The following is a 17,762-nucleotide window of genomic DNA, read 5'->3' on the forward strand; positions in this document are numbered from 1 at the left end:
GTCTGCCGTTTCCGTATTACTTCAATGATGCCTTAGAAGGGAAACTCTCCCAGTATTCTAACTTCTGGCTCCAACAACAGCGACCACCGCTGCTCGACTTGCTGTTGAACGTGGCGGATCACTTGAAAAATATCATTGGCCGTTGCCGACCCGCAGTTAAGAATAAAATTAGCATGGCGCTGAGCTACTTGTGCCCCGCCGATCTGATATCCCTTCAGTCCCGCTTGTTCGATGAACCAACCTGCCGTCTTGGGGCCGGGGTTGCGGAAGACTGAGCCGCAGCTCGGTAAGTGGTAAGGTTGAGTTGTCCGCCGCTGGCTGAAATGGTCATTAGTTTCTGCCATTACTTGCGATCGGTCGAATCCCGGCTGTAATTGGAAAGTCGCTTCTGTTACTAGCCGATCGCCCCCTTGCAGCACCGAAGTCCGGTAGCGGTACTCCAACTCTTGGGGAGTCAGAATTTCCACCTTGCCGCCAGGGGATAGGACGCGAGCGTTGACCAGAATATCAGCAGTACAGCCTCTGTGAGCGCCTGCATTCATCACCACAGCCCCTCCCACGGTACCCGGTATGCCGACGGCCCATTCTAGGCCTTTCCAGCCCCGTTTAGCCGCCAACCAAGCGAGGCGGGGAATTGACTCCCCAGCCCCCGCTGTAAGTTGACCTGTTTCTGCATTAAAATTCACCTGTTTGAGGTAGCGAGTGCCGACGACCAAACCGGACAAACCCCGATCGCTCACCAACAAATTAGAACCGGCACCCAGCAGAGTCACCGGCACCCCTTCATCGTGTGCCCAGGCAAAACTCGCTTGCAAAGCCTCCATACTGCGGGGAGCAACGTACCACTCGGCCGGGCCGCCGACTCGGAAGGAAGTCAGCCCCGCCAGGGAAACTTGGGAGTTAATCTTGCAATCAGTTCCCCGCAAAGAAATAGGAGAATACACTCGCCGATTGTCCTTAACAGAGGAGTCATTCGAGATAGTCACCATCTTGAAAATCCTTAAAAATACCTTCGCTCGAAGACGTGGTTTAAAATCCATTTAGCTAACTTATGTCGCCCCTTTGAGCGAGCCGCCCGACGGAAGTTTCGGCACGACGTGCAACGCCATAATGTCGATCGACTCTACTCAGTTCGCGAGCTAATCGGGGCGATCGGCTTGTTGATAAAAAGCCATAACTTCTGGAATAATCTGATTCAGATTACCAGCGCCCAAAAACAGAGCCAAATCCCCCGGTTGCAGATTTTTGGTTAAAAACTGAGTGACTGACTCCAGGGAAGGCGCAAACTCAACCTTTCCGCCTTCTTTAGCAATCAAATCAGCAACCTGCTGCCCGCTAATCTCTCCTAAATTCGGTTCCCCAGCACTATAAATATCGCAAGCCACAACCAAATCAGCATCCCCAAAAGATTGAGCAAATTCTGGCAAAAATGTCAGAGTCCGGCTGTAACGGTGGGGTTGAAAAATTGCAACCACTCTTCGGGATCTGGGATTTTTTTCGCTACCTTCGATACGCAAGCGAGCCGCGGCCAAGGTGACACGAATTTCGCTAGGATGGTGGGCGTAGTCGTCCACAAACAGGATGTCATTGTGAAAACCCCGCACCTCAAAACGGCGGCGAGCTCCTTCAAAGCCAGCAATCGCTTTGGCAATCGCCGAAAACTCTAACCCCAACAATCGGCCCACTGCTACCGCAGCTAGTGCATTGCTGAGATTGTGTGTGCCCAACAACTTCAACTCCATTTCCCCCAGGAAAGCTCCTCGCTCCCAAATCCGGGCCTTGGTGCTTTCGGCCCCGTACTCCACGTCCGAAGCCGTGTAGTCAGCACCGCTGTCCGGCTGCAAGCTATAACTGACATGAGGGTGAAGGCAGTCTTTGACGATTTGGTCGTCTATGCAGCCCACCAAGGTTTGACAGTTTTGGGCAAACACCTTAAATGTGTCTATTACCTGGTCGAGGGTATCGTAATGGTCTGGATGATCCAGTTCGACATTCGTCACTATGCCAATTTTGGCTACCAGCTTAACGAGAGAACCGTCGGACTCATCAGCCTCTGCCACTAAGTAGTGGCCTTCCCCCAAACGGGCATTGCCTTCCCAAGCATTTACTTCGCCTCCTACTACGATGGTCGGGTCTAGACCTGCTGCCATCAGCATGAAACCGATTAAGCTGCTAGTAGTAGTTTTGCCGTGAGTCCCGGCTACGGCTATGCTTTGGTAATCTTGAATTAACGCTGCCAACACATCCGATCGATGAAAAATCGGACAGCCCAAATCTAAAGCTGCTCGATATTCGGCATTGGCTGGGTGAATAGCCGTCGAACATACTACTTGAGGCAATCCCGGAATTGCTTGGGCGCTTGAACCGTTGCCGTTCAATTGCAGAGCTTTGGCTGTCGCAACCGAAGTCCCTACCGTACCCGCCACTGCCGAGGATACGGCCCTTTCCTGTTGCCCGCAGTCGGGATTGCTACCGTTAAGGGCCGTTTGAAATAGTTCAAAATTGCTGGCGTCTTGACTCCAAAAAATATGAGCTCCCATTCCTTGCAAGCGCTCGGTTATGTGACTCGATTTAATGTCGGAGCCGTACACAGGCAACTTGCGTTTAGCTAGAATGTAGGCAAGGGCTGACATCCCAATCCCACCAATGCCGATGAAATGAAATGGTTTACCGCTAAAATCAACAGAACTCGGCATCTTTGCTCCTCACACACCACACCACGCCAATAACACGCGATATCATATCAAGAATTGTTTTTTCCGGATACAGTTCGCTAGATATTTTGTACAAAATTCTCTGCGCGTCCCTAGATTTGAGGGACTTGTAGAGATGTTTGTCTTGTATCCTATATGACTTAGTACCGAGTAGTTTTCCGGAACAGTCACAGCTCGAAAATTGCAGGTCAGAGAAAACGGGGTCTGGGGTCTGTGCCAATAGACTAATTTTGGGTGCTTGCATACTCCTGCATTCTTTCTATTTCGATCCGCCTGCTGTGCTTGGATACGGCAGCAAAAGCCCCACAACCTTTCTACCAAGATTGAGGGTAAAACCCATAAGGATTTACAAACACTACCACGAACCACAAAATTTCGCTCCTTTTATAGTCATTTATCTACTCGTACGGTCATTTTTTCTTGAAAGTCAGAGATTGACACGACCGTAACTATAGTATGTATAGCGATTTTCAAGCGTTGTGAGGTATGGGGCGAGTCCTATGCCCTATTTGGCCGATGCCCTATTTGGCCGATGCCCTATTTGGCCGATGCCCGATGCCCCATGCCCGATGCCCCATGCCCCATGCCCCATGCCCCATGCCCCATGCCCTACGAGCACCTCATGTTACTGAGAAATGCTATATTCTTACTTTCTTGTATATATACAAGTTATGCAGTTAGTCGAAATAGTCGCGAAGCCATCGATCAAACCAAATCATTGGTTTGATAGAGAAGCCGATCGACCCTCTTGGCAGCCCTTAAAATTTTTACCACTGCGCTAAGTATATCTACCCTCAAAACTTTTTCGGTCGCCGACCAACGAATGCTCAGGGGGTCGATCGCGCACTCAAAACAAGTTGGGATTAATATTGGCAAGGTTAATCATCCAGTCCCGAACCCACTCCGACGCTCAGAACCGGGTTTTTTAAGTCTTATTGAAGGTTTGAACGAATTAAGGGGGTTGAAAAAACCGGTTTCAGCGTCCAGGACGATCGTCGAAACTAGAGTCGTCCAGGGGTTGATCGCCGATGTGAAGCGAGGGTTTTCTAATAAACGAGCTTATGGTTAAAAGTGTATAAACATAAAATTGGCGCGATGTCTGTTGTGAAGCGAGAGTTTTCTAATAAACGAGCTTATGGTTAAAAGCGTACAAACATAAAATTGGCGCGATGTCTGTATTAATCCTGATTTTGGGGAAATATGGGGAAAATAGCGATTTTGGGGGGGACTTTTGACCCGGTTCACTGGGGTCACGTGTTGGTAGCCGAGACGGCTGCGAGTCAATTTGCTCTCGATCGAGTCATTTGGGTACCGGATCGCTCTCCTCCTCACAAGTGGCGCCCGGATTTGGCAAGTTTTGAGCAGCGGCGGGAAATGCTCGCTTTGGCGATCGCCGATCGCCCAGACTTCCTAATTTCGCCACCGGAGGCAAATCCCTCCGAGAGTTCTTTTGCGATCGACACCCTGCTGTATTTGCAAAAATTGTATCCCGGCGATCGTCGCTGGTACTGGATTATTGGCAGTGACGCACTCCTTACTCTCCCCAAATGGCACCGGTGCGGCGAAATTGCCCGGTTGTGCGACTGGTTGGTGGCCCCGCGTCCGACTCAGGGAGATCGAGTGACAGCAGAAAGCGGGGAGATTGGGGGACTGTCCGAGTGGGGAGATAGTCCGGGTGGAAAACCCCTTGATGCCGCGGGCGACAGGATGCAGGTTCAGGCAAATGCTGTGGGCCGGCGAGTTGCCGAACAAATGGCTCTTTTGGACGTGGAAATTCGCTGGGAGGTGCTGTCGATGGCGGCGATCGAGATTTCGTCGAGCCACATCCGCCGCTGCTGCGCCGAAAGGATCGACCTCCGCTACTTAGTCCCGGAAGTTGTCGGGACTTATATTGCAGCCCATCAGCTTTACCAGTAACCAGCGGCAGAAAGCCTAATGCCTTCTGCCTTGCAATTTCAGCCTTCTAGAAAAGTTCAAGCTTTTTTGATCGACACAAAAAGTTAGAAAGGATCGACCTTTGCGATATGATCTTGTCTCATAAGTCAATTCTTAAATTTTTCCAAAATTTAAGCCTGAGCTAGAGGCTGCCATCATTAGGAGGTACAAGGTGATTAGAGTCGCGATCAATGGTTTTGGACGTATTGGACGCAGTTTTGCGCGCTGCTGGCTGGGCAGAGAAAACAGCCAGCTAGAGTTGGTAGCTATTAATGACACTTCCGATCCCAGAAGTAATGCTCACTTGCTCAGATACGATTCCATGATGGGAACGTTGAAGAATGTGGACATCAGTGCGGATGAAAATTCCATTACTCTAAATGGGAAGACAGTTAAATGCGTGAGCGATCGCAACCCGCTAAACTTGCCTTGGAAAGATTGGGGTATTGATCTGATTATTGAAGCGACCGGCGTCTTCGTTGACCAAGCTGGTGCATCGAAGCATATCACTGCCGGCGCTAAAAAAGTGCTAATTACCGCTCCCGGCAAGGGTTCTGAAGTTGGCACTTATGTGATGGGAGTCAACGACGACACCTACAAGCACAGTGACTACACAGTCATCAGCAATGCTAGCTGTACCACCAACTGTCTGGCTCCCGTACTGAAGGTGCTGCACGAAAATTTTGGCATCATCAAAGGCATGATGACCACTACTCACAGCTATACTGGCGACCAGCGCTTGCTGGATGCCAGCCACCGCGACTTGCGGCGGGCCCGGGCGGCAGCAATGAATATTGTGCCGACTTCTACCGGAGCAGCCCAAGCTGTGGCTTTGGTGATTCCAGAATTGAAGGGCAAGTTAAACGGTATCGCCATGCGGGTGCCGACTCCCAATGTGTCCGTAGTCGATTTTGTGGCTCAGGTAGAGAAAAAGACTTTTACCGAGCAAGTAAATCAAGTGTTCAAAGAAGCTGCCTCTGGCTCCATGAAAGGGATTTTGGAATACAACGATTTGCCTTTAGTTTCATGCGACTATCGCGGAAGTGATGCTTCTTCGATTCTGGATTCCAGCTTGACGTTGGTGATGGATGGCGACATGGTGAAGCTGTTGGCTTGGTACGACAATGAGTGGGGCTACAGTCAGCGGGTGGTTGACTTGGCTGAATTGGTCGCCGAACGTTGGGAAGCCTAGTACCCGAAGGCAGAAGGCTTTAGTCATTCGGCAGAAGGTAAAAATGCTGACCTGTTTGTACTTGTGAGTCGATTTCTAGCTGACGGGTTATTTCTGTTTTCGAGCGCTAGAGACTTTTGGCAGTCGATAGTTGGCGGGTAGGAGATGAAATATGGTAGGGAGACGGCAGTGGGCAATGGTGTCAACTTAAGCTTTGTGTCCACCAGTCCTCCCGCCCACCCGTTAGTCCGCCAGGGAATGAATTCCACGGGGCTTATAGCTAAAGTCCTCGCTATGAGGACTAATGAGTTTTTTAGTCCTCATAGCGAGGACTTTAGCTTTGAGGCAGGGGTTTCAACCCTTGCCGGACTATCGGTGGTACGTTAAGTTGACACCTATGGGCAGTGCGGTGTCCCTACCCTATATCTGTGGGAGACGGCAGTGCCGTGTCCCTAGGATATGCTTATGCTGCTACTCCCAGCTATCGATCGAACTTTTTGCAATCATACTTCGATCGGGCTTTCGGGTCTGCTTGATGATAAATTTGTTGTTTGTAGTAAGCGTTTAAAATTGCTTTAGTTAAATTCTCGGAAAATCCCAAATATTAAACAAATAAAAATTCTGACTATAAAAGTTAAAAACATGAAAAAATAGCAACAGCTACCGTGTAGTTTTCCCAGCAAAATCTGATATGAAAAAAGCGTTAATTAGCGGTATATCAGGTCAGGACGGAGCTTATTTAGCTAAACTTTTGCTCGATCGAGGTTATGAAGTGTGCGGCACCTCCAGGGACGCCCAAATGTCTAGTTTCGGAAACCTGACCCGTTTGGGCATCCGAGACAGAGTAAAACTAGAATCCATGTCTCTCAACGATTTTCGCAGCGTCTTGCAAGTGCTTGCTAAAATAGAGCCAGATGAAGTGTACAATCTAGCAGGTCAAAGTTCCGTCGCTCTGTCTTTTGAACAACCCGTAGAAACCCTCGAAAGCATCGCTACAGGCACATTGAATCTCTTAGAAGCAATTCGGTTTACAGGCGGTAAAATTAAACTTTACAATGCCAGTTCTAGCGAATGTTTTGGGGATACCCGAGGCAATCCAGCCGATGAAAATACGCCTTTTCGCCCCAGAAGTCCTTACGCGGTGGCGAAAGCAACGGCATTTTGGGAAGTAGCGAATTATCGGGAAGCGTACAATTTGTTTGCGTGTTCTGGTATTCTGTTCAATCACGAGTCGCCACTGCGGCCGGAGAGGTTCGTCACCCAAAAAATTGTATCTGTTGTGTGCCGAATTGCTGCGGGTAGTTCCGAAAAACTGCATTTGGGAAATATTTCAGTGCAGCGGGACTGGGGTTGGGCGCCGGAATATGTAGAGGCGATGTATTTGATGTTGCAGCAAGAAGAACCGGACGATTATGTAATTGCCACGGGTGTAAGCTATCCTTTGGAGGAGTTTGTGCAGACAGCGTTTGTTTCTGCGGGTTTGGATTGGCAGGAACATTTAGTAACAGATGCGAGTCTCTACAGACCGACGGAGATTGCAGTTGGGAGGGGAAATCCGGGTAAGGCGAAGCAAAAGTTGGGATGGGAAGCGAAGTATAAAATGCCAGATGTGGTGCGGATGATGGTGGAAGCGAGGATGGTTTGAGGGAAAAGTATGGGGTGAAAATATGGAGGCAGAATATCCAAGGGCTAATGAGTGGTATCAGGCTAATCACCGTGATTTAAAAAAATATCGAGGCGAGGGGATAGCTTATACTAACCGAGGGGTGATTAGTTGCGATCGGGATTATCGAAAGATGAAGGACAGGATTACGGCTGATATACCTAAATTGGGTTATGTGCTCGATCGTATATATGAAAGCGAGTTTGTTGAGCCTGTGAGGTTTTATCCTGTCAGTTTGATATAAAATTCAAACACGCTGAGGAGAGCATTCTTTTTAAGTATTGAAAAATTACTGGACAAAAAAGGTAGAATTTGTTTGCCTTTGGTGGTATTTTGTGATAAAGTTCAGAGCGGAAGCAGACTATTAAGATGCAGGAGGTGGTGCGGATGATAGTCTAGGCAAGGATGGGTAATGTTTAAGTTCTATAAAAATTTTGAGGTTTTATCCGTGAAATCATTAGTTATAACAACAATTAATAAACCAACTGCTGCTCTTTTTAAATACAGAGATATTTTGCTAGATTTAGGGTGGAAAATTATTGTAGTTGGGGATAAAAAAACTCCTAGAGATTTTGACTTGCCGGGGGCGGAATACTTTAATGTAGAGCAGCAATGCGAAGAGTTTGGCGAGCTAGCTTCTCTGATTCCTATGAATCATTACTCCCGCAAGAATTTAGGATACTTGTATGCTATGCGTATGGGTGCAGAAGCGATCGCGGAAACAGACGACGACAATATTCCCTATGATGACAAGTATCCCAATTTCCTCCCTTCCCTGGTTAAGACTCCAGCGGTAGACGTTAAAGGTGCTGTTAATGTCTATTCTTACTTTACCAGTAAAAAAATATGGCCCAGAGGCTTGCCACTTGACAAAGTTAATAGTTTTGTCGATGAGAATCTGGCAACAGAAAAAGAGGTTACTTGTTACGTCCAGCAAGGGCTAGCAGACTTAGACCCCGATGTAGATGCTATCTATCGTTTGACGGTTGGTGATGAAAATATTAAGTTTGAACCGCATAAAAAGTTGTCACTGTCGCCCGGGTGTTATAGTCCTTTCAATACGCAGAATACTTTATTTGACAAGCAAGCTTTTCCTCTAATGCTGCTGCCTATTGGTGTGAGCAGTCGTGTTACCGATATCTGGAAAAGCTACATTGCCCAGCGGCTTTTATGGTGCATGAACTCCAGTGTTCTATTTCTATCGCCTTCAGTGTATCAGTTGAGAAATGAACACAACCTGATGAAAGATTTTAGTGAAGAAATTCCTTTGTATACTCAGGTTCACAATTTAATTGACTTACTGGAGAATTTTACAAGTGATGCTAGCGATGCTTGCGAGTTAATGATAGAGATGTATGCTTATCTCAATCGAAATGGTTTTCTAGGCGAGATAGAGGTTCGTCTGTGTGAATTGTGGATTGAGGAAGTTAAAAAATATGTGTAGTCCTTAGCAATAAAAAATCTACTGAATTGAGCGATTGACTGCACAGTCGCTCAAGGTTCAATTGCAAGTATTAAATAAATCAACAATTTAAAAAAATGACTAAGAAGTTTTTGTATTTAGTTCAAACCGATGGAGAGTTACCCTCTCATTACAGTAACATTAATCATGAAAATGCAGATGTATTGTATTTGTCTTGGAAACATCCAAGACCGGGAGATATTTATTTTCCTAATAGCACCTGGACGCAAGGCAGAAATAAACTGCTAGAAGCAGCTAAACAATTACAGGGGGATTATTTATATTACATTTTTCTAGATGATGATATTGAATTTGTTGCGGGTGATTGGAGAATTTTTGAAGCATTATTGCTCGAATATCAGCCTGGGATAGCAACACCCCAAGTAACATTTTATCCAACAAAATTTGACGATTCTGTAGAAGTACAAATAGTATATGCCTTTGATGCGGTCTTCAATGCTTTTCATCGCGATGTAGTGGCTGACAACGTTTTGTTACCTTATCTGGAAAAATTTGATGAGGAATCATGGCTTTTGTCGCAGCTAATTTTAATACATATGGCTGGTGTTTGTTATCACGAAAAAGTTTGGCAGTTCAACCATGTAAAAGTAACACAAGTGAAACACCGCCCTTATCCGAAAGGTAGTGCGAGCGATATTATACAGAAGGAAATTTGGCTGAAAGAAAATATTTTTCAAGATAATGAGCTAGTCACTTCGTATTTTAAAGATTTCCAGACCGCTTTAGAAATGGAGGTATTAGTTGTTGAACCTCCGAGAAAAAACTACAAAATAGAAAAAAGTTTTTGTGTTAACAATCTCAAAAGCAGCGAAGAAATTTGGTTTAATATTCAAAGTAGTAAAGGAGAGCAAATGCTGGCTGACGATCAAAGGATTGTAGAAAGCAACCGTGATGAGGCTATGGGTCATTGCCAACTGGCAGAAGTCCACTATTCTCAGGGAAAGTGGGAGGAAGCAAGCGTTGCCTACCGCCGTGCAATTGAACTTTATCCCCATTGGGAGTTTTACTGCAAACTAAGTGAAAGTTTGGGGAAACAGGGCGATTGGGAGGACGCGATCGCAGCTTGCCGCCATATTTTTAAACTTAAACCCGACTTTTCTCAAAAGTGTTTTTTAGATAGCTTAGCAACAATAACATCTTTCCGAATAGAACCAGAGCAGTTAAACATCATTTCAGGGCAAAAAATTGCTCAAGAATGTCCGCCCCAGATTACGAGTTTGGCAGGGAATGAAGGTTTTGTATTTTACGGCCCTTACCTGAGCTTTCATGACGGGTTGTACCGAGTTTGTGTTGGCTTTGAGTTTCCTGAATTAAGCGCTCAACAAGGAATGGAAAATTCAGAAACTGTCGGATTCAAATTTGACGTAGTGACAGAAGCTGGAAATTGTGTTTGGTATAAAACTGATGTTTGTACCAGCCAGAAGCAACTTGAATTTTTTGTAGAGTTAATAGATGCTAAGCAGACAGAATTTAGGTTTTTGGCAACTGGGGTAACGTTTTCATTGAATTTTATAGAACTCAGCTTAGTATACCAGCCTAGGGAAAACTCCGCAGATTCTTACTACTTAAATTTAGGCAATACTCTCTTGCAAGAAGCAGATAAACTAGATAAAGCTCTTGCAGCTTGCAGTCGTGCTGCTGAATTGAATCCTGACTATAGAGAGGGTGCGATCGCTGCTTACCAACACGCTGTATCGAAGCGCTCGCAGGGAACGGACTACTTCAATTTAGGGATGCTCTTAGCACAGCAAAATCAACTCGATGCAGCACTTTCGTGCTACCAAAAAGCTTTAGAAATCCAGCCCGATCAGACACAAGCCTACTCAGAATTGCAGGGAATCCTTGCTAGAGCTTACCATAACTTAGCTATCCGCCATGCAGAACAAGGTGGGATCGAGGAAGCTCTAGCTTGTTTCCAGAAAGCACCGCAGAAGCAACCCAGTGCAGGGGAAATCTACGAGCAGATATGGAAGGGATTAAATAAACTAAGCCCGCTGGACGAAACGAACCCTTATTACCAAACCCAGATAGAACCAGAAACGGCTTATCAATATTTTAGCAAGACTTGCCACTACAAAAATATCATATTGGAATCATTAACTGATGATGACATAATATATCTGGAAAATGCAGGATTGTCTTTAGCGAATCTGGAATTAATGAAACAAGACAGTGCTGCACTGCAATCAATCTACATCAACAGTTTGGGCTGCGAGCAGACAACTGATTTAGGACAAAAAGTTACAAAGACTTTTTCAGGCGTCGATTACCAGCAAAGTATAGTAGATACAGGTTATATCTACTCAATTTGTCCTGTAACTGGCAAGATTCTCAGGTCTAATCAATCATTCTACGTTCAGCTATTCAATTTTCTGCCAACAGGTATTTATCGTTTCGCAGGCGGGGAAACATTTTATTTAATGTTTGGGTGCCATCACGGTGTCAGACTTGGTGTCTATTTCCCCAAGTTTGAACTAATTGTGAGGTTCTATAACGATCCTCTTTCGACGGACTATCCGGGGGTTGTGAATGAGTTGAAAAGCGGTGCTGTTAGTTTTTGGCGGGAATTTCAATCTTACATATCATCGAAAGAAAGCAAAAGAGAGGTAGCGGCTGTTGTTGGTTGGCTGAACAATTTAGGCCACTATTTCTGGAACGACCTTACAGGAATTCAACATTTATATGAAAATGGGACATTCCCGAAAGTAGATAAATACTTAATTAGGGATTGTAATTTTTTAGAAGTCGGCGATATCTTTCCAGAAATTCCAGCCAATGATATTGTGCGGATTTCGGATAGGTGGAGTCTATTCAAAACAATTTTGGACAATCACTACATGGCCGTCAGATTAACTGAGATGGTGGTCAAGGAACCACTGGCTAAGCGCATATATGAAGCTTCTATCAAGAAGTGTTCTCAAAGTTTTTTACAAGAAGTGGAAAAAGCGAAAACACATTTTCCGCTGCTGTGGATTAATATTCGCAGCCACAATAAAGTATGGAGTTCTCAGGTAGAAGGATATGCCAATATAATCAATAACCTCTACCAAGATTATCCAAATCTGGGGCTTGTGTTTGATGGCTTTTCTACTGAAAAAAATACAGTGGAGCAAATTTTAGCTCTCGTGCCGCCTACGGTGAAGTTTTATAATGCTCTTGACTGTGCTATTCATGAAACAATTGTTTGGGCTCATGCTGTAGATGTTTACATAGTGGTAATCGGTTCTGGACTTACCTTAGTAACGTGGCTTGCTAACAAGCCTGGGGTGGCCCACGGCAACACTGTACATTCTGAAAGTTCGGGGTGGTGGGCAAATGTTCGAGAAAATGCTGTACCGCCAGTCTTTATACCCGTTGAGTCCATTGTGGATTTGGATGCTTCGCACTGGGCTCACTGCGACTATGATTTTGATTGGAAAATCCTTGACGGCGAAGTTAATAAAATAGTAAAGGAGTTGACAAGGGAAGTTAAATCACCGCAGTCCGATCCGGCTCAAAATCAAAGTGCTGCGATTAATCTCCGCGAATTGGCAGAATCTTTTTTAGCGGAAGGTAAACTCGACGAGGCAGTTAGTGTTTGCAAGCAAGCTCTTGATATTCAACCGAAATTTGCCTTGGGGTGCAAGACTTTAGGGAATGTTTTCCAAGCTAAGGGTGAATTTGAGGAGGCAAAGCGTTGGTATACTCAGGCTATTGAAATCCAGCCGGATTTTGCCCAAGGTTTAGCGAACCTGGGAACTGTTTGTGCGCAGCAGCAGCAGTGGCCGGAAGCGATCGCGGCTTACCAAAAAGCGATCGCTATTCAACCGAATTTCGCTGGTTTTTACCGCAACTTGGCTAGAGTTTTTTCTCAAATTGGCAAGCCAGAGGATGCCGCTGATTGCTGGTATGCGGCGCTGATTTTGGAACCGTCTAAGGCAACGGCCGAGGAATATCTCTATTTAGGCAATACACTTGTAGAACAACAGAAACTAGATCGGGCGATCATATGTTACCGTCGTGCCATATATTTAAACCCAAATTTTTCGGAGGCTCAGGACAAATTAAGGAAAATTATGGCTGTTGTTGAAGAGTAGGACAATCCCAAAAGTTAAGCTTTTGGCTTCGGGTAATGGCTTTCTGATGTCAAAATATCTGTTAGCGTTACATCCCATCTAAATTTGTCTGAATTAATTTCAGCTACCTTTTTCGCAAGTATGGCAACTCCTCCAAAGGCGGCCTGAGTTGTTAGTGTTTCTTGACCTTGTATCATGGTGTCTAAGTGCATTCGTAACGGAACGTAAAGGTGAGATTTTATCACTTCAAATCCTAGAGCCTGAGAAAATAAAACTTTAAGACCCTCGTCAGAGAAGCGCCAGAAGTCCCAAGGTGTCTCGTGAAGAGGCCAGGCAAAGTGGGTAGTGTGGAAGGTTATTCCACCTACTGCTAGCAACTTATTAATTTCCATTGCTACTACCCAAGGCATTGCTAAGTGTTCAAATACAGATGTGGAAAAGATGGCATCAAACTTCTGGCTGCTGAAGTATTGAGAGAGTTTGTGAGCATCCCCAACTACATCTGTGTTGGCGTCTGGGTAGTAATCAAACCCAGTGTATGATGCTGCACCTGAAAATAAAGATCTTTTGCTGCTGGTGCCGGGACTTACGATTCGAGAACCAATTTCTAGAACCCGGAGATTATTGTTATTAACCAGGTTGATAAAATCAAGGAAAATACCGTCGTCGTCATTGGTGAAGGTTGCCAAATCGTATAGTGACGGCTGCGACCCGGCAAAGGTTACATTTTTGCTGTAGGTTATACCTTGAGCTTTCGCCTGGAAAGTAAGTTGATGTTTTGCAATCCGAGGTAGGTAGACAATGAAGCCGCAGTTGGGGTTGGGATTGTATTGCGGGTAGGCTGCGGCTACGTCTGGGCGAGGATACCAAGCGGAGATGGGGACGAAGGTATCACCCGCACCAACTACTACTTCATCGAGAACACCTTCTTTTTTGCCCACAATCCATCCTTGGATTCCGAGTCCGCAGTCATCAGACCACGAATGGTCGATCGCCAATATTAAGTTTTCGTTTTGTTCTAAGATTGCCATAAAATTGCCATAAATTTATAACATAACCTTATTTTCACAGGTTATTTTTTGAACTAGCGTGCTAACAGTATAAGATTTAGCTATACCTGGAAAAGCATAAAATTTAGTTAAATCCGGATATTCCTTCAAGCTGAACTGAGCATTACTAAAATATTAATATGGCTGTCAATTTGCTGTTTTCCTGAGAATTATAACAATTTCTTGAGAATTTTCTTGGAATAATTCTATAGTAAAATTAAACCCTAGCTGTTGCTGACAGTATTCGAGCAACTCAGGGAAAGTCTCAGATGTCCAGACGTGAAAATGAATGCTGTAATCTATGTCAAGTAGATGCTGTATCCGCGCAGCCACCTGTTCTTCAGGAGGTTTGGCAACTAGCCTGATAAATTCCTCGTAATGACCTAGCTTAGACCATTCCGGCCCTTCTTTGTAGTCCCGAATTAAATGGTCGAGGGAAGTGAGGGGGCGATCGATGTCAAATGTATGCCGTTTGTCTGGTACGCCCATATACACAAGTCCTCCCGGTTTAAGAACTCTCAAAAAGTTTTCCAGAGCGCCGATCGGATTTTCACAGTGTTCTATCATGTGATTGGCGATCACAAAATCCCAAGAATTATCAGCTATGGATGACAGAGTTTCACCATTATCTACAATGTCCGCCTCTACTAGATTAACCGTCGCTAGCTCTGGATACTGCTTCCTCAATTCGCTAACAGGCATCCGATCGACGTAATGAACCTTCACCCCGGCCGGAACTTCTAGAGGAATATGAAGGGCTCCTACTTCTATTCCCTCCCCGCTTAGGTATTGAAAAGCAATATCTCTCCGTACTTGCCAAGAATCCATAGTTAACCTCTCTCCTTAAAAATTTGCTTGCTCAAGATCAACTTTAAGTTAATTTGTGCTATCGCACAACCATAGTTCTCTACGGTGATACATACATTGGGCTTTGAGTCAAGGGCACGGGGGTGAGGCCCGATCGACCTTTCTAGTTTACCCGATCGCGCGTGTTGGTCGATCGATCGCGCGTGTTGGTCGATCGCTTGAGTGCGATCGTCTTCGTGTGTTGATTTTTGGGATAATATCTATTGTTAAGCTCGATGGCTTAGGGCTTGGGGGCGATCGGCCATCTATAATACCTGGTGCCTGCGGGAACATCCTCAGAGGGCTGAAGTCCAATATCATTGGGAAGGCAACGGCTTGAGTTCATTGGGAGTTCCTTGGGGGCGATCGGGCAAAAATTCCCCTCATTTGTGGTAAGCTTCTGAGAAACCTTTTTGGGAGTAGGTTGTCTTAGCCCCACTGGAAGTTAAAAGTAGAATATTTATTAGATAGTAATCTCTGGAATCACAATCATAAGGAGGATGGCTGATGCGTGTAGAAGCTTGTTGTCAAAGAATTTTAAGCTATGTTCTTCCTTTGGTAGACGAAAAGCGAGAAGGAATTTGTATAGATGTTGGGGTGGGAACATTTGCATTTTACTGCGAGATGTTTTCTATGCTGGGATTTAAAACTATCGCTGTTGAACCCCTCCCTGTGGAAGGAGTTCGGGTTTTGTGTCAATATGACAGCATCACTTTAATAGAAGCTTGCCTATCTGATGTCAACGGCACTAAGACTATTCATTTAGGAAATGTGGCTGCAGGATGTGATAGTAATTATGCTTCACTTGAAGCGGATTGGTTTGGTGTTTCTACAGAGACAAGAGAAGTACAATCATTGACATTATCTAAGTTACTGTTAAACTTCAATGCTCAAAAAGTAACTTGTTTAAAGCTAGACATAGAAGGTGCGGAGTCTACAGTTATTACTAAATTGGGGGAATTACCCAAAGCTTGGCTGCCCAGCGTAGTTATGTTTGAATATGGGGGTGGCGACTCTAAGGAAAAAGGTCAATATGGTTGGTCGCCCAAGTATGTGAGCGCTACTATGGAGTGTATCAGAGCATTGAAGGAGTGCGGATACAATTGCAGCATTATGATAGATAATGCGCTGGATACAGAAGCCAAAATATTTGAGTTGCAGTCGTCCACTTTAGAACCAGATTCTATATTTTATCCGAACGGTGGCTATGGAAACATTATTGCTTTTCGTGATTTTAATATAGCCCAAGATGAAGTTGCAAAAGTTTGCGCTCCCTATAATGAAACCACCCCCCCAAGCGATGGTTCAGGAAACAATAAAAATGTAATAACAATATCGGGAACAGAAGAATTAGAGCTGTCTAAGTTTCAGTTGCACCAGACTAGAGAGGAGTTGGAACAGTGTAAGGCTCTGCTGCAACAGATTCAGGGGGAAGCGCAACAGTACCAAAGTCAACTGCATCAAACTCAGGAAGTATTGGAACAATTCCAAGATCGAATGCAACAAGCTGAGACACTGTTGCAAGAGTATCAAGGTCAACTGCATTCGACGCAGGCAGAGTTGGAGCAATCTCAGTCACAACTGCATTCGACGCAGGCAGAGTTGGAGCAAGCTCAGTCACAACTGCATTCGACGCAGGCAGAGTTGGAGCAATCTCAGTCACAACTGCATTCGACGCAGGCAGAGTTGGAGCAATCTCAATCACACCTTCACTCCACTCAGGCAGAGTTGGAGCAATCTCAATCACAACTTCACTCCACTCAGGCAGTATTGGAACAATCTCAGTCACAACTGCGCTCCACTGAGGCAGTATTGGAACAGTCGCAGTCACAACTGCATCAAAATAGAGCAGAGTTAGCACACAAGAATTCTCAACTGCATCAAAGTGAGTGGGAATTAGAGCGAACTCGTTTTCAACTGCATCAAACTCAGGCCGAATTAGCACAGTCTCAGGCCGAATTAGCACAGTGCAACTCCCAAGTAGAGCATATTCAGTTGGAAGCGGAGCGATTGGGTTCTCAAATTGGACAAGTTCAGGGAGAATTAGAACAGTCGCAGTCTAAACTTCGCAGCAGCAGCATGGAATGGAAGCGAGCGCACTCTCAACTTGTCCAGGTTATAGGAGAATTGGAACAGTCCCAAGCTCAGCAGCGTCAGACAGAAGCAATATTGCAGCAGTCACAGTCTCAAAACCATCAACTTCAACATGAATTGAAGCGGTTGTACTCTCAACTTGTCCAAGTTCAGGAAGAGCCCCAGCATTATCAGTCTCAACTTGTCCAAGTTCGGGAAGAGTCCCAGCATTATCAGTCTCAACTTGTCCAAGTTCGGGAAGAGTCCCAGCATTATCAGTCTCAACTTGTCCAAGTTCAGGAAGAGTCTCAGCATTATCAGTCTCAACTTGTCCAAGTTCAGGAAGAGTCTCAGCATTATCAGTCTCAACTTGTCCAAGTTCAGGAAGAGTTGGATCGATCGCATTTCCAGCAATATGCGGTTAGCTATCGAGGTGTCGAGAACCAGATGCCGTACACACTTCTAGTGTGGGATGCGTGGTATGCTTACCAAAGTGGCGATTTGAAGAAAATGCAAGAGCGTTTGCAGGAGTCTTTGAAGATTACACCTCTGTCACGAACCGAGTCTGTAGTCAACTGGTTAGATAGTTTTGCTAAATTTTCATCAGAAAAGGGACATGGTTTTGATAGCTACGCATTGACCAATTCAGAAGAGTGGAAACGACTGATGCAACAGAGAGTTACTGTAAGTAAGCGCTGAGGAATGTTGTGATTAGATAACTTCCTGATGACTATTTTTTTTTCTGTGTATTAGGCTATAGTGGTCACTGAGAC

11 protein-coding genes are annotated in these 17,762 nt (G+C 45.2%); 7 read left to right on the forward strand and 4 right to left on the reverse strand.

Translation table 11 applies throughout. From position 1 onward, the window contains the following. Nucleotides 1–32: 32 nt before the first annotated feature. Both murB and murC read right to left on the reverse strand, forming a co-directional pair. Nucleotides 33–989, reverse strand: coding sequence for a UDP-N-acetylmuramate dehydrogenase (murB, locus tag OSC7112_RS24355; protein ID WP_015178393.1), 957 nt, complete (start codon nt 987–989; stop codon nt 33–35). Between the two features lie 150 nt (nt 990–1,139). Further along, nucleotides 1,140–2,696, reverse strand: coding sequence for a UDP-N-acetylmuramate--L-alanine ligase (murC, locus tag OSC7112_RS24360; protein ID WP_015178394.1), 1,557 nt, complete (start codon nt 2,694–2,696; stop codon nt 1,140–1,142). A 1,218-nt stretch (nt 2,697–3,914) separates the two neighbouring features. Here murC and nadD point away from each other — a divergent pair. From nadD to OSC7112_RS34725, 6 genes are all read left to right on the forward strand, one after another. Continuing rightward, the gene (gene nadD, locus OSC7112_RS24370; RefSeq protein WP_015178397.1) at nt 3,915–4,631 is read left to right on the forward strand and encodes a nicotinate (nicotinamide) nucleotide adenylyltransferase; all 717 of its coding nucleotides are present in this window, start codon (nt 3,915–3,917) and stop codon (nt 4,629–4,631) included. Between the two features lie 190 nt (nt 4,632–4,821). Beyond that, nucleotides 4,822–5,841, forward strand: coding sequence for a type I glyceraldehyde-3-phosphate dehydrogenase (locus OSC7112_RS24375; RefSeq protein ID WP_015178398.1), 1,020 nt, complete (start codon nt 4,822–4,824; stop codon nt 5,839–5,841). A gap of 670 nt (nt 5,842–6,511) precedes the next feature. Then, on the forward strand, nt 6,512–7,465 hold the full coding sequence (locus OSC7112_RS24380) for a GDP-mannose 4,6-dehydratase (protein ID WP_015178400.1): 954 nt from the start codon (nt 6,512–6,514) through the stop codon (nt 7,463–7,465). Between the two features lie 22 nt (nt 7,466–7,487). After that, nucleotides 7,488–7,727: a DUF5678 domain-containing protein gene (locus tag OSC7112_RS41250; protein WP_015178401.1), complete on the forward strand. Its 240-nt coding sequence runs from the start codon at nt 7,488–7,490 to the stop codon at nt 7,725–7,727. A 204-nt stretch (nt 7,728–7,931) separates the two neighbouring features. After that, a complete protein-coding gene (locus OSC7112_RS24390) occupies nt 7,932–8,927 on the forward strand; it encodes an STELLO glycosyltransferase family protein (protein ID WP_041622720.1) in 996 nt (331 codons plus the stop codon). A gap of 95 nt (nt 8,928–9,022) precedes the next feature. After that, the gene (locus OSC7112_RS34725) at nt 9,023–13,042 is read left to right on the forward strand and encodes a tetratricopeptide repeat protein (protein WP_015178403.1); all 4,020 of its coding nucleotides are present in this window, start codon (nt 9,023–9,025) and stop codon (nt 13,040–13,042) included. 14 nt (nt 13,043–13,056) lie between these two features. Here OSC7112_RS34725 and OSC7112_RS34730 read toward each other — a convergent pair whose 3' ends face one another. Both OSC7112_RS34730 and OSC7112_RS24410 read right to left on the reverse strand, forming a co-directional pair. Further along, complete coding sequence (locus tag OSC7112_RS34730) at nt 13,057–14,052, reverse strand: methyltransferase domain-containing protein (protein WP_015178404.1); 996 nt, start codon at nt 14,050–14,052, stop codon at nt 13,057–13,059. 165 nt (nt 14,053–14,217) lie between these two features. Further along, nucleotides 14,218–14,898 carry a class I SAM-dependent methyltransferase gene (locus tag OSC7112_RS24410; RefSeq protein WP_015178405.1) on the reverse strand — a complete coding sequence of 227 codons (681 nt, stop codon included), beginning with the start codon at nt 14,896–14,898 and terminating at the stop codon, nt 14,218–14,220. 525 nt (nt 14,899–15,423) lie between these two features. Between OSC7112_RS24410 and OSC7112_RS36175 the strand changes: the two genes are divergently transcribed. Further along, nucleotides 15,424–17,688, forward strand: coding sequence for an FkbM family methyltransferase (locus OSC7112_RS36175; RefSeq protein WP_015178406.1), 2,265 nt, complete (start codon nt 15,424–15,426; stop codon nt 17,686–17,688). Nucleotides 17,689–17,762 lie beyond the last annotated feature (74 nt).

Origin of the sequence: Oscillatoria nigro-viridis PCC 7112, assembly GCF_000317475.1 — a bacterium.
GTDB classification, from domain to species: Bacteria; Cyanobacteriota; Cyanobacteriia; order Cyanobacteriales; family Microcoleaceae; genus Microcoleus; species Microcoleus nigroviridis.